Annotated in this window: 14 protein-coding genes and 1 pseudogene; 8 read left to right on the plus strand and 7 right to left on the minus strand. The window is 75.2% G+C overall.

Annotated features, from left to right (window positions below; translation table 11 throughout):
- The first annotated feature begins 545 nt into the window (after positions 1–545).
- On the plus strand, positions 546–971 hold the full coding sequence (locus ACIF8T_RS10310) for an SsgA family sporulation/cell division regulator (protein ID WP_400033223.1): 426 nt from the start codon (positions 546–548) through the stop codon (positions 969–971).
- Between the two features lie 46 nt (positions 972–1017).
- On the opposite strand, the gene ACIF8T_RS10315 is transcribed toward ACIF8T_RS10310, so the two are convergent.
- Complete coding sequence (locus ACIF8T_RS10315) at positions 1018–1515, minus strand: DUF6328 family protein (RefSeq protein WP_400033225.1); 498 nt, start codon at positions 1513–1515, stop codon at positions 1018–1020.
- Positions 1516–1660: 145 nt separating this feature from the next.
- Between ACIF8T_RS10315 and ACIF8T_RS10320 the strand changes: the two genes are divergently transcribed.
- A complete protein-coding gene (locus tag ACIF8T_RS10320; protein ID WP_400033226.1) occupies positions 1661–2008 on the plus strand; it encodes a hypothetical protein in 348 nt (115 codons plus the stop codon).
- A gap of 24 nt (positions 2009–2032) precedes the next feature.
- Here the strand turns inward: ACIF8T_RS10320 and ACIF8T_RS10325 are convergent, their stop codons facing one another.
- Together ACIF8T_RS10325 and ACIF8T_RS10330 are read right to left on the minus strand one after the other, a co-directional pair.
- A complete protein-coding gene (locus tag ACIF8T_RS10325; protein WP_400033228.1) occupies positions 2033–3016 on the minus strand; it encodes an aldo/keto reductase in 984 nt (327 codons plus the stop codon).
- Positions 3017–3273: 257 nt separating this feature from the next.
- Positions 3274–4491: an FAD-dependent monooxygenase gene (locus tag ACIF8T_RS10330; protein ID WP_400033230.1), complete on the minus strand. Its 1218-nt coding sequence runs from the start codon at positions 4489–4491 to the stop codon at positions 3274–3276.
- A gap of 338 nt (positions 4492–4829) precedes the next feature.
- Here ACIF8T_RS10330 and ACIF8T_RS10335 point away from each other — a divergent pair, with 338 nt between their 5' ends.
- A complete protein-coding gene (locus ACIF8T_RS10335; protein ID WP_400033232.1) occupies positions 4830–5198 on the plus strand; it encodes a tyrosinase cofactor in 369 nt (122 codons plus the stop codon).
- A 32-nt stretch (positions 5199–5230) separates the two neighbouring features.
- On the plus strand, positions 5231–6052 hold the full coding sequence (locus tag ACIF8T_RS10340; RefSeq protein WP_400033234.1) for a tyrosinase family protein: 822 nt from the start codon (positions 5231–5233) through the stop codon (positions 6050–6052).
- 16 nt (positions 6053–6068) lie between these two features.
- Here ACIF8T_RS10340 and ACIF8T_RS10345 read toward each other — a convergent pair whose 3' ends face one another.
- The 3 genes from ACIF8T_RS10345 to ACIF8T_RS10355 all read right to left on the minus strand — a co-directional run bounded on the left by ACIF8T_RS10345 (position 6069) and on the right by ACIF8T_RS10355 (position 8943).
- Positions 6069–6788, minus strand: coding sequence for a ribonuclease H (locus ACIF8T_RS10345; RefSeq protein ID WP_400033235.1), 720 nt, complete (start codon positions 6786–6788; stop codon positions 6069–6071).
- A gap of 39 nt (positions 6789–6827) precedes the next feature.
- Positions 6828–7625, minus strand: coding sequence for a VOC family protein (locus ACIF8T_RS10350; protein ID WP_400033237.1), 798 nt, complete (start codon positions 7623–7625; stop codon positions 6828–6830).
- 106 nt (positions 7626–7731) lie between these two features.
- Positions 7732–8943, minus strand: coding sequence for an esterase-like activity of phytase family protein (locus ACIF8T_RS10355; RefSeq protein WP_400033239.1), 1212 nt, complete (start codon positions 8941–8943; stop codon positions 7732–7734).
- 149 nt (positions 8944–9092) lie between these two features.
- Between ACIF8T_RS10355 and ACIF8T_RS10360 the strand changes: the two genes are divergently transcribed.
- The gene (locus tag ACIF8T_RS10360) at positions 9093–10025 is read left to right on the plus strand and encodes an SGNH/GDSL hydrolase family protein (RefSeq protein ID WP_400033241.1); all 933 of its coding nucleotides are present in this window, start codon (positions 9093–9095) and stop codon (positions 10023–10025) included.
- A gap of 91 nt (positions 10026–10116) precedes the next feature.
- Entirely contained in the window at positions 10117–11007 is an 891-nt protein-coding gene (locus tag ACIF8T_RS10365) for an aminoglycoside phosphotransferase family protein (protein ID WP_400033243.1), read from the plus strand.
- A 39-nt stretch (positions 11008–11046) separates the two neighbouring features.
- Here the strand turns inward: ACIF8T_RS10365 and ACIF8T_RS10370 are convergent, their stop codons facing one another.
- Positions 11047–11529 (minus strand): VOC family protein, encoded by a 483-nt coding sequence (locus ACIF8T_RS10370; protein WP_400033245.1) that lies wholly within the window; start codon positions 11527–11529, stop codon positions 11047–11049.
- 141 nt (positions 11530–11670) lie between these two features.
- Between ACIF8T_RS10370 and ACIF8T_RS10375 the strand changes: the two are divergent.
- Together ACIF8T_RS10375 and ACIF8T_RS10380 are read left to right on the plus strand one after the other, a co-directional pair.
- Positions 11671–11817 (plus strand): annotated as a pseudogene (locus tag ACIF8T_RS10375) (epoxide hydrolase); the annotation flags it as partial.
- A 595-nt stretch (positions 11818–12412) separates the two neighbouring features.
- The gene (locus ACIF8T_RS10380; RefSeq protein ID WP_400033247.1) at positions 12413–12712 is read left to right on the plus strand and encodes a hypothetical protein; all 300 of its coding nucleotides are present in this window, start codon (positions 12413–12415) and stop codon (positions 12710–12712) included.
- Positions 12713–12735: the final 23 nt, after the last annotated feature.

Below are 12735 nucleotides of genomic sequence, written 5' to 3' on the forward strand. Positions count from 1 at the left end.
GGACGTCGACCCGGACGGCGTGCTCGTCGCCCGGGGGAGCGCCGGGCGGCCCGCCCCGACCGCGGCGCGGCGGAAGCCGCCGGCGAGGTCGCGGGCCGGGCAGCCGGCGGGACCGCGGCCGGGCCGGTCACCGCGGCCGGGGCGGACCGGCTGATCAAGAGCCGCGTCCACCACCCGCCGGTCGAGCGCCGCGTCCACCACCCGCCGGTCGTACCGGCCGGGTCCGGCCGCCCCGTCGCTGCCGGCTCGCGTTCCCGGCCGGTGTCCGCGGTCTCCCGGGCACGCGGGAAGGCGTCCCGGGCCTCCTCGACGACGCCGTCCACCGGCGCGCGGCGGCCGGCGCGGCCGGGCGCACCGCCGTACGCGGGTCCGCCGCGCCGCGCGCGGCGGCGCGGTGCCGCCCGGGCGCCGGTTGCGTCCTGTTCGCCCTTTCTTCGCCGCCCGGACCTGCGGCGGACCCCACGGAATCACCCGGAGGGCGGAGCATGCCGCGCGATTCGGGGGTACTAGAGGGCTCTACGTCGGTTCCTTCCGGAGGCCCTTTCGTGAACTCGTTCGTGCACAAGACGCTGGTGGTGCAGCTTCAGTCGGGCGCCGCGGACCGTTTTCCGGTACTCGCCCACCTGAGCTACGACGCCACGGACCCCTTCGCCGTCACCATCGTCTTCAGCCACGACGGCCGGGTGCTCGCCCGGTGGCAGCTGGACCGCGAGATGATCGCCGAGGGCCTCACCCGCCCCGTCGGCGTGGGCGACGTGCGGATGTGTCCCGAGTCGCGCGGCACCTGGCAGGAACTGCGCATGGAGTTCTACGGCGACGCCCACGCGGACGGCGGCCGCCACCACGCCGTGGTCTTCGCGTGGGCGGAGACGTTCTCCGCCTTCCTGCGCGACACCTACGAGGTGGTCGCTCCCGGGCGGGAGGAGGTCCGCGTCGACGACTTCCTCGCGGACATCCTCGCCGGGAGCTGACGCCCGGTGACCGGGGGTCAGCCGTACTCGTGCGGCCGTCCCCCGGTCACCGGGACGTGTGGCGGCGCCGCGTCCACAGCGGTATCCCGAACCAGCACAGCAGGTACCACAGCACCACGGCGGTGACCAGCCAGGGCACGAAGCCGTCGTGCGTGGCCACGCGCATGATGAGCAGCAGCGAGGCCGCCATGGTGGCGAGCAGCAGGACCAGCCCGAGGAGGGTGAGCCGGGAGGCCCACCGGACCGCCTGCGCCTTCACCCGCCGCCCGGCCACGAGACGGTGCAGGGACACCGGTCCGATCAGCGCACCGGTCGCGCAGGCGCCCAGGACCACGGTGACGATGTAGATGGTCCGGTCGGTGTCGGTCAGGTCGTCGTACTTCGGGGTGAACACGACGGTGAGCAGGAAGCCGAAGAGGATCTGCACGCCCATCTGGGCCACGCGGACCTCCTGGATGAGCTCCTGCCACATCCGGTCGGCTCTCTCCTCCTCCGTCTCGTTGCGCCCCCTGCGCCTGGCCCCGTCCTCCGCCGGCTGCCTCATCGTGCCCTCCCGGTGCGCGCGACCCACGTCCTGTTCGGTTGCGGGTTCCCCGTCGGCGGCCGGCGTCCCGGTCCGGCCGGTTTCGACGACCGGCGGGCGGTTACACGGTCCCCGTTACGCACAGGTTCGAGGAGGTCGTGGACGGATGTCCGGTACGCAGCTCACCGTGACGCTCAGTGGCGGAGGCGTGGACGACGCGCAGGCGGTCGTCCGGGCCCTGGAAGAGGTGTTCGGCGCGCCGGACGAGATGCCCGGCGACGAGCGGGCGACGGTCCGCACGGCGACGTTCGACGGCGGCGCGGCCCCGGGGGCGGGCGGTTCCGAGGGGGCGGACTCCCCCCGGCTGTCCACGCCCGTGACCGTCACCCTGCAGGGCACCCCGGAGGCGGTCCAGCGCGCCGGCGACACCCTGGGGAAGGCCTTCACGGCCCGCGACCAGGGCGCCGCCTCCGGCGACCAGGAGCAGGAGAGGCAGCTGCTCCTGGAGCCGTAGCACCCCCTCAGCGCGGGAGGTGCCTCACCAGCGGGACTCGACCTGGTCCTTGATGCGGCGCTCGTACAGGTCGCGGATCGCCTCCAGCGTCCGCTCGTCCAGCTCCGGCAGCCGGGCGGCGTCCGCGTTCGCGCGGGCCTGCTGAGGAGAGCGGGCGCCGGGGATCACGGTGGTGACACCGGGCTGCTGGACGATCCAGCGCAGGGCCAGCTGCGCGGGGGTGTACCCCTCGGGCGCGAGCGCGGCGAACTCGGCGGCCGCCTCGACGCCCGTCTCGTAGTCGACGCCGGAGAAGGTCTCGCCCACGTCGAAGGACTCGCCGTGGCGGTTGTAGGTGCGGTGGTCGTCCGCGGCGAAGACGGTGTCCTTGGTGTACTTGCCGGACAGCAGGCCGGAGGCGAGCGGAACCCGCGCGATGATGCCGACGCCCGCCTCCCGCGCGGCCGGGAGCACCTCGCGCAGCGGCTTCATCCGGAACGGGTTGAGGATGATCTGCACGCTCGCCACGTTCGGCCGGGCGATCGCCGTCAGGGCCTCGGCGCAGGTCTCGACGCTGACGCCGTACGCGGCGATGCGCTCCTCCTCGACGAGGGTGTCCAGCGCGTCGAACACCTCGTCCGTGGAGTACACGGGCGTGGGCGGGCAGTGCAGCTGCACGAGGTCGATGCGGTCGACGCCGAGGTTGCGGCGGGAACGGTCGTTCCAGGCGCGGAAGTTGTCCAGAACATAATTCTCCGGGATCTGGTCGACCCGGCGGCCCATCTTCGTCGCGACGAGCACGTGCAGATCGGGCCGGCCGCTCAGGAAGGCCGCGATGGTCTGCTCGCTGCGCCCGTCGCCGTAGACGTCGGCGGTGTCGAAGAAGGTCACCCCCGACTCGGCGGCCGCCTCCAGGACCGCGAGGGCCTCCTTGTCGTCGACGTCTCCCCAGTCGGCACCCAGCTGCCATGTGCCCAGGCCGACGACGGATGCGTGCTGGCCCGACCTGTCGAATGTGCGCTCGTCCATGGCGTCAGTCTGTCATCCGTTCCCGGCCGGCGCGGAACCGCCCGGTCCGTCCCGTGCACGCCGGCATGGGCGTGCGGGTCCGGGGGCGCCGCCGCCGGCCGGGTGATCCGGCGCGAGGGCCCGGCCGCGCGGCGTTCCGGCCGCGTGGTCACCGGTGCCTGCCGCGTGTCCACCGGTGTCTTGTGCCGCCCCGGCCCGGACGGTTCCGTGCCGGTCGGCCGGACCGTCCGGGGACCGCGGGGCCGTGGCGGAAGGGCCTAGGGGCGGGGCCGCGGCGCGCGTGCGTGCGCGGTCCGGGCGAGCTTGGGCCCCAGCCAGCGCTTGAGGCGGCGCAGCGCCTCCAGCCGGCCGGCCGCCCGGTCGAGGCGGTAGTACAGCCGGGGCGGGACGTGGGGCAGCAGGGGCGAGTGGCGCTGGCCCAGCAGGGCGAACATGCGCTCCGGCGGCAGGTCCATGTAGCGCGGCAGGTTCTCGTACCACTGGGCGCTGAGGCGGGCCGCGCTCTGCGCCGGCACCAGGGCCGCCCGGCGTTCCCGCTCGTAGCGGGCGAGGGCCTGCGGGAGGGCGGGGTGCGCGCGCAGCGCCCCGGCCAGGGCGACGGCGTCCTCCAGGGCGAGGGTGGTGCCGGCGCCGACGGAGTAGTGGGTGGTGTGGGCGGCGTCGCCGATCAGGACGAGGTTGCCGCGGTACCAGGTGCGGTTGGTGAGGGTGCGGAAGGTCAGCCACGGGGTGCCGCCGTCGGGGGCGGGACGGGCGGTGAGCGGGTGGCCGTCGAGCACGCCGGCGAAGAGCTTCTCCAGCAGGGCCAGTCCGTCGGCCCGGTCCGCCCGGTCCAGGCCCAGGCCGGTCCACGTCTCGGGGGCGCACTCGACGACGCAGGTGCCGGCGTCGGCGCCGTAGGCGTAGCCGTAGCACCAGATCCAGCCGTGCTCGGTCTCCTCGAACGCGAAGGTGAAGGCGTCGAAGGCCTTGCTGGTGCCGAGCCAGAGGTAGCGGTTGCGGCCGGCCGTGAGGCGGGTGCCGAAGTGGTCGGCGTGCCGGGTGCGCAGCGCGCTGTGGACGCCGTCGGCCGCGACGACGAGGTCGGCGCCGGGCAGGTCGCCGGGCTCGACGGGGTGTTCGTACTCCAGGCGCACGCCGAGTTCGCGGGCCCGGGCGGCGAGGATCTCCAGCAGGCGGTGGCGGCCGATGCCGTGGCCCTGGTCGCCGCGGTGCCGGGTGGTGAGGCCGCGGACGTGGGCGACGCCGTCGGTCCACCGCGCGGAGTGCGCGTCGAGGGCGCGGGCCGTCTCGGGGTCGTGCGCGGACAGCCGGTCGAGCAGGCCGCGCCAGTACGTCACGCCCCAGCCGTAGGTCGACCCCTCGGGGGCGCGTTCGTAGACGGTGACGGCGTGGGAGGGGTCCTGCCGCTTCAGCAGGATCGACAGGTACAGGCCGGCGGGCCCGCCGCCGACGCAGGCGACCTTCACACACACCCCTGGGGTTACTCATCGCGGTTCGGTGACGACGCACAGTAGCAGGACGGGGCGGCGTCCAGCGGCGCTCCGGATCGCGCCAATCTCGCGGCGTGAGGTGGGACACGCGGGACGGGTCACGGCGCGAAGGATCTTGCCCAACAGCACTCCCCGGGGCAGGAATTACCCGTTCCGCACCGGCACGGGTCCCGCCCACAGCAAGATCATCTTCGTTCAACCTTGCACCACATGCGGGGAATTGCCCGGATCGGAGCCAACCGGTCCGCGGCGATTTCTCCCGTTCGGCACCGGGCGGATAGGCATACGAGTCGTCAGCCGAACGATCCCAGGAGGTCCGTATGCCGGAACTCAGCCGTCGCCGTGCGCTCACCGCCGCGGCCGCCGTCGCCGTCGCCGCCCAGACCGTCGCCGCCCCCGCCGCGTCCGCCGCGGGCGGCCACCGCCCCGGCTCCCCCCGATCCTTCGACGAGGTCTACAAGGGGCGCCGGATACAGGGACGGCCCACCGCCGGGGGCGGGCACCACCACCACGGGCCGGGCTACGCCGTGTTCGTCGACGGGGTGGAGCTGCACGTGATGCGCAACGCCGACGGCAGCTGGATCAGCGTCGTCAGCCACTACGACCCGGTGCCCACCCCGCGCGCCGCCGCCCGCGCCGCGGTCGACGAACTGCAGGGCGCCCCGCTGCTCCCCTTCCCCGCCAACTGACCCCGCCGCACGGATCCTTGGAGTACCCGCACATGACCGTCCGCAAGAACCAGGCCGCGCTGACCGCCGACGAGAAGCGGCGTTTCGTCGCCGCGGTCCTGGAGCTCAAGCGCAGCGGCCGCTACGACGAGTTCGTCACCACGCACAACGCCTTCATCGTCGCCGACACCGACAACGGCGAGCGGACGGGCCACCGTTCGCCCTCGTTCCTGCCCTGGCACCGCAGATTCCTGCTCGACTTCGAGCGGGCGCTGCAGCAGGTGGACGCGTCGGTGGCGCTGCCGTACTGGGACTGGAGCACCGACCGCACGCTGCGGTCCTCGCTGTGGGCGCCGGACTTCATGGGCGGCACCGGACGCAGCCTGGACGGGCGGGTGATGGACGGGCCGTTCGCCGCCGCCACGGGCAACTGGCCGATCGGCGTCCGGGTCGACGGCCGCACCTTCCTGCGCCGCTCGCTCGGCGCCGGCGGCCGTCAGCTGCCGACGCCGGCCGATGTCGAGTCCGTGCTGGCCATGCCCACGTACGACACGGCGCCCTGGAACAGCGGCTCGGACGGCTTCCGCAACCACCTGGAGGGGTGGCGGGGCGTCAACCTGCACAACCGCGTCCACGTGTGGGTCGGCGGGCAGATGGCCACCGGGGTCTCCCCCAACGACCCGGTGTTCTGGCTGCACCACGCCTACATCGACCGGCTGTGGGCCGACTGGCAGCGCCGGCACCCCGCCTCCGGCTACCTCCCGGCCGCCGGGACGCCGGACGTGGTCGACCTGCACGAGACGATGAAGCCGTGGAACGACGTGACCCCGGCGGACCTGCTGGACCACACGGCGTACTACACCTTCGACGCCTGATCCGCCGGGTGCCCGGTCAGGCGCTCCCGGCCTCCGCGCGGCACTCGGGGTGGCCCCAGCCGCCGGCGTTCTTGGCGATGGGCTCGCCGGCCGCGTAGGAGCGGCCGCACGGGCAGCGGCCGGGGAACTTCGCCTTGATGGTGCGCGAGGAGGTCCGGGTGCCCGAGGACGCCTTGGCGGTCCGTGGCGAGCCGCCGCGGGACCGGGAGCGCGGGGCCTTCACCGGTGTGTCCGGCGCGGGCGGCGGCTCCGGGGAGCCGAGGGCGCTGCCCGCGGCCTCCTGCGCGACGGCCGCCCGGCTGGCGGCGCGGTCGGCGAAGTCGTTGAGCGGGTCGCCGTCGACCTGGTGGGCGGGCACGTAGCGGAACTCGACGGTGCGGCCGTCGAGCAGCTCGTCGATGCGCACCACCAGGTCCTGGTTGGCGACCGGCTTGCCGGCGGCCGTCTTCCAGCCGTTGCGCTTCCAGCCGGGCAGCCAGGTGGTGACGGCCTTCATGGCGTACTGGGAGTCCATCCGGATCTCCAGCGGCACGTCCGGGTCGGTCGCCGACAGCAGGCGCTCCAGCGCGGTCAGCTCGGCGACGTTGTTGGTGGCCCTGCCCAGCGGGCCCGCCTCCCAGCGGGCCGGGGCCTCGGAGGCGTCGGCGACGACCCAGGCCCAGCCCGCCGGCCCCGGGTTTCCCTTCGAAGCCCCGTCGCACGCGGCCACAACACGTTCACGCATGGGCTCGATCATGCCATGGCCGCGCCGGGCCCCGGGGCGCGGGCGGGGCCGTCAGACGTCCGTCAGCGGCGGCGCCTCGCCCTCGGTGCGCGAGGTGTCGATCACGGAGAAGCCGGCGCCCTGCGGGTCGGTGAGCGACGCGAACCGCCCGAAGGGCGTGTCCGCCGGGCCGGACCGCAGGACGCCGCCGAGCCCGGTCGCCCGCGACACGGCCGCGTCGCAGTCGGCGACCCCGAAGTAGAGGTTGATGTGCGGCGGCACCTCCGGCGGGAAGTCCTCCGTCATCTCCATGCGGCCCAGGACGGGACGGTCGCCGAGGCCGTACACCCGGAAGTCCGTCGTGTCGCCCTGCATCCGCTGCGCCGTGTAGCCGAAGACGGCGGGGAAGAACGCGTCGGACTTCGCCGGTTCCCGGGTGAAGATCTCGGCCCAGGTGAAGGCGCCCGGTCCGCCCATCGGCGCGCCGAAGCCCTCGTGCCGGGCGGCCTGCCAGACGCCGAAGAGGACGCCGCCGGGGTCCCGGGCCAGGCACATGGTGCCGAGGTCGGCGACCCGCGTCGGCTCCAGCACGATCTCGCCGCCGGCGTCGCGGATCCTGCGCGCGGCGGCCCCGGCGTCCTCGACGGCGATGTACAGGCACCACTGCGGGGAGCCCTCCTGGCCGGGCATCGGCGGGACCACCGCCGCCGCCGGCTCGCCGGCCGCGTACGCCTCGGTGTAGTTGCCGAACTCCTCGGACGTCTCGCCGAAGGTCCAGCCGAGGACCTCGCCGTAGAACTCCTCGGCCCCGTCGAGGTCGCCGAACATCGCGTCGGCCCAGCACGGCGTTCCCTCAGGTCGTACGGCCATGGCTGCGGCCCTCTCCTGATCGGTGGGTGGTCGGACCCGTGGGGTCCGGTTCCTCACGCTAGTCACCGGGACGCCCGCCCGCGCGCCGGGCCGTGCGCGGCGCGGGTCAGCGCAGGGCGCGCGGGTCCGCGTGGAGGCGGCCCGCCAGCCGGACGGTGATGAACTCGTTGTCGTCCGCCCGGCCCGGGGTGCGGCCCGAGGAGAAGGGGAAGTTGTTGTCGTTCAGGACCGCCAGGGTCCGGTCGTCCAGGAGGACCACGTCCTCGATGGTCTGGAACGGGAAGCGGAACGTCTCCCCGAAGCCTCCGACGCCCCGCGGGTTCGCCAGGTCCAGCAGGTCCGCCACCAGGGTCTTGTCCAGCAGCCCGTCCCGGTCCCGGTCCCGGGTGTCGGCGAGGTAGATCCGCTTGAACACGGCCGCGTCGCCCTGGCCGCCGTCCCGCTCGATCACCAGGAACCGGTGGCGGTCGACGGCGACGGCGTCACCGATGGCGTGCGCCGGCGACTCCAGGCGGTAGACGAACCGCTTGCCGGTGTAGGCGCGGGTGCGCAGGTCGAACTCGCTGAAGCGCAGGTCGCCCGGCGTGTCGCCGGTCACCGTGCCCTCCAGCAGCGGGTAGAGGCGCCGCCCGTCGACGGAGCGCACCAGCCCCTCGAAGCCCTTGCTGCCGCCGAGCGTGGGCTGAGCGCCGTCGAGGTACGGGTTCTCCGGGGCCCGGACGCCCTCCAGCTCGACGGGGGCCTCCAGGAGACGGCCCCGGGCGTCGAAGTGCAGCAGGAAGGGGCCGAACTCGTCGCCGATCCAGTACGTCCCGTCGGCGCCCCGGACGATCGACTCGACGTCGAGGTCGGCGCCGGTCAGCACCCGGTCGGCGCGGGTGAGCGCGAACGGGGCCCTGTGGTGCGGGTCGCTGAGGTGGAAGCCGCCCAGCACCCTCAGCTTCCCGGACTTCAGGTCCGGCTTCACGCGGTGCACGCGCAGCAGGAAGTCGGCGCTGTTGGCCTTGTTGCCGTAGCCGTTGTCGGACAGCACGTCGAAGGTGCCGTCGTGGCGGTTCACGACTCCGCTGAAGCCCTGCACGGGCTGGCCGGCGAAGGGCGCGGTGACGCCGTTGAAGGGCCCCGGGCCGAGGAGCGCGCCGGACGGCTCGCTGTCCGGGACGAACGTCTCGGCGGGGAGCGACGCGAAACCGGTGAGGGTGGCCCGCCCGAAGCCGCCGTCCGCGGGGCCGCCCGCCGGGCCCCCGTGGGCCGACGCGGGTGAGGCCAGCGCGACGGTCAGGGCGGCCGCGGCGAGCATGATCGAAGGTCGTCTCATGGCGCGCACCGTAGGCACGCCGGGTGACCACCGCCCGAACACCGGGCGACGAACCCGGTCGGCGCGGGTGGCCGACGTACGTCTTTCCCGCCGCGTCCGGCTGTGCTTGCCTGGGGAGCCGTTTCGACGCTCGGGGCGGGAGTCGCCGTATGCGCAAGCCGTGGGCCGCGGGGATGCTGCTGGCCGCCGTGCTGCTGGGCGGATGCGGGGACCCGGCGTCCGCGCCCGGGGAGCCGCCGCCGTCGCCCCGCGCGTCCGTACCCGGGGGGCCGCCGCCGTCGCCCCGCGCGCCGGCGACCGCCCACCAGCGGGCCGCCGCGTCCCCGGGCACGCAGCCGGCGAGGGCGCCCGCGGTGCTGTACCTCGGCGACTCGCTCGCGACGGAGAGCCAGGAGGTGCTCGGGCGGGAGCTGCGCCGGGACCTGCGCGCGGCGTACACCGGCGCCCCGTACTCGGGCACCACCCTGTGCGACTACCTGGAGGGCACCGGCGAGCGGTCCCTGGTCCCGGCCGCGGACAAGGCGGCGGCGCTGGTGCGGTCGCTGCGGCCGGACGTCGTGGTGCTCCAGTTCTGGGGCAACGCCTGGGGCTACACCCCGTGCATGGACGGGATCACCCACGACGCCGCGCCGGAGAGGTACTTCGCGCGGTACGAGGCCGACGCGCGCCGGCTCACCGAGCAGATCACGGCGGCCGGCGGAGCCCGCCGGCCGCGGATCGTCTGGGTGCTGCAGGGTCCCGACCCGATCACCCCCGACCGGGTGCGACGGGTCAACGCGCTGTACGGGAAGCGGGCCGCCGCCTCGGGCGACCTGGTCGCCGACGCCGGCCGGACGGTGAGCCCGGACTCCGCCCGCCACACCTGGACGCAGTACCTGCCCTGCACCGCCTACGAGCGCGCCCACCCCGCCTACTGCACCCAGCCGGACCGCGGCCGCACCGCCCTGCACCGCGACGACGACCCCCTGCACTTCTGCCTGGCCCCGACGACGTCCACCCCGAGACCGTGCCCGGTCCGCTCCCCCGGCATCCTGCGGATCGCCCGGGAGATCACGCGGGTGATCGCGGAGCGGGTGGGGTGAGGGTGCCCGGGCGGGGCGCGCACCCGCCCGGCGCGCGCGTGCCGCGGAAAATGCTTGGACAGGACGCCGGGCGCCCGCTGGGATGGCCCGCATGAGTGCGCTGCGGATGCACGCGGACGAAGTGGACGTCGACGTGTCGCTGGTCGGCCGGCTGGTCGCCGGGCAGTTCCCCCGGTGGGCCGGGCTGCCCCTGGAGCGGCTGCGGTCCTCGGGGACGGAGAACGCCATGTTCCGCCTCGGTACGGACCTGGTGGTGCGGCTGCCCCGGCACCCCGGCGCCGTGGAGAGCATCGCGCACGAGCGGCGCTGGCTGTCCCGGCTCGGGCCCCGGCTGCCGTACGCCGCGCCCGAACCGCTGGGGCGGGGCGAGCCCGGCGCGGGCTTCCCGTGGCCCTGGTCCGTGTACCGCTGGCTGGAGGGCCGCAATCCGGTCGCCGGCGCGGTCGACGAGCCGGAACTGCTCGCCGGGGACCTGGCGGAGTACGTCACCGCCCTGCGCGGGCTCGACCCGTCGGACGGGCCGCCCTGCTCCCGGGGTGTCCCGCTGGCGGCCCGGGACGCGGCGACGCGCGAGGCGATCGCGCGCCTGGCGGGCCGGGTCGACACGGGCGCGCTGACGGCCCTGTGGGAGGAGGCCCTGCGCGCCCCCGGGCACACCGGCCCGCCCCGGTGGGCGCACGGTGACCTGTCGCCCGGGAACGTGCTGGTGCGCGGGGGACGGCTGGCCGCCGTGATCGACTTCGGCTGTGTGGGCGTCGGGGATCCGGCCGTGGACCTGATCGTCGCCTGGAACCTGCTGCCCGCCGGGGCGCGGGGCGTCTTCCGTGACGCGGTGGGCGCCGACGACGCGCAGTGGGCGCGGGGCCGCGGCTGGGCGCTGTCCATCTCGCTGATCCAGCTGCCGTACTACTGGGACACCAATCCGCCGCTCGCCGAGAACTCCCGGCACGTGATCGGGGAGATCCTCGCGGAGGCCGGGTAGGACGGGGCGGGGCCGTCGCCGTCCCGCCCGGCACGGGTGTCACTCCCCGGCGTACGCCTTCTCCAGGGCCGCGATGTCGAGCTTGCCCATCGCGAGCATGGCCCGGGTGGCGCGGGCCGCCTTCTCCCGGTCGTCGTCGGCGACCATCTCGATCAGCCGCTTCGGGACGACCTGCCACGACACGCCGTAGCGGTCCTTGAGCCAGCCGCAGGGGCCCGGTTCCCCGCCGTCCTCGGTGAGCCGCTTCCAGTAGGAGTCGACCTCCGCCTGGTCGTCGCACTCGATCTGGAAGGAGACCGCCTCGCTGAAGCGGAACTGCGGGCCGCCGTTCAGCGCGACGAACCGCTGCCCGTTGGCCGTGAACTCCACGGTGACCACCGAACCCGCGGGGCCCGGTCCCGCCTCGGTGGAGCGGACGGTCCGCCCGAGGCGGGAATCCTCGAAGACGGAGACGTAGAAGCGGGCGGCCTCCTCGGCCCGGCCGTCGAACCAGAGACACGTGGTGAATCCGTCGGTGGTCATGGGTACCTCCTGGGGCGGTGGAACGGTCGTCTGTACGACCGGCGCCCGCCCGGAAACTCATCGCCGGCGGCCGGACGCCCCGTCCGGAGACCGCGCGGGCCGGGCCGGCGAGCCGCCCCCGGCACGGGCTGGTCGTGCGGCGTGCCGACGGCTTACCCGCGGGAGCTCGGCCCCTGCCGGCGGCACGTCCACGACCGGTGTGCCGCCGAGGCGGAACCGAACGCGTGGCCGCGGTTCACCACCGTCGTCGACGGGGCGGCCGTCCGCTCCGCGCGCGACCGGTCCCCGGAACCGGACGCCGTGCCGCTGGTCCTCACGCACGGCCGGCCCGGTTCGGTCGTGGAGGTCCCGGACGTGGCGGGGCCGCTCGCCGGTCCGGCCGCCCACGGGGGCGATCCGGCCGACGCGTTCCACGTCGTGTGGTGCCGAGGGTCCCCGGGTCGGGCTGTCGGGTCCCACGCGGGACACCGGCCGGGAGGCGGGGCGGGTCGCCGGCGCCCGGGCGGAGCCGATGCGGCGGCTCGGCGGCGCGCGGTTCGGCGCGCAGGGCGGCAACGGGGGTGCCGCGATCTCCCGAGAACCGGGCCGGGCCCGCCCCGGCCGCGTCGTCGGCGTCCACCTCAACCTGCTGCCGGGAGCCGGCCGCCGGGGAACCGGACGCGTTCGGCCCCGAGGAGCGGGAGCGCACCCTCGCGTCGTCGCGCCGCCGGCGCGACCGGTCCCGCGGGGGGGGGCACCGGGTGCGCCGTCCTCCGGTCGGCCCGGCCGCAGACCCTCGCGTACGCGCTCGCCGGCGGGCCGGCTCGCCTGGACCGGCGAGACGTTCCGGGAGGGGACGGACGCGCGGGAACCGCCGGAGGAGGGCGTCGACCGGGACCGGCTGATGACGGACGCGATGCCGTACCGGCCGGCCGGGACGGCGGGTTCGTCCGCCCGCATCTCCTGCGGGCGGGCCCACGCCACCGGCGGGACCGCCCGGCCCGCCGATCCGTCGGCCGCGCCCACCGCGCTCGCCCTGTTTCCCGCCGAGCCGCAACCGCCCCTGCGGCACGAGGCGGAGCGCGCCGAGGACCTGGTGCGGTGGACGGAGTTCGACCGGGGCGGGCACTTCACCGCGCTGGAGGGGCCGGACCTGCCGGTGGAGGAGGCGCGGGCGTTCTTCCGGGAGTCGCCCGGCACGTGAGCGCTCTGCGCGTGGCGAATCTG

This window comes from Streptomyces sp. NPDC085946, from assembly GCF_044540485.1.
GTDB lineage: Bacteria > Actinomycetota > Actinomycetes > Streptomycetales > Streptomycetaceae > Streptomyces.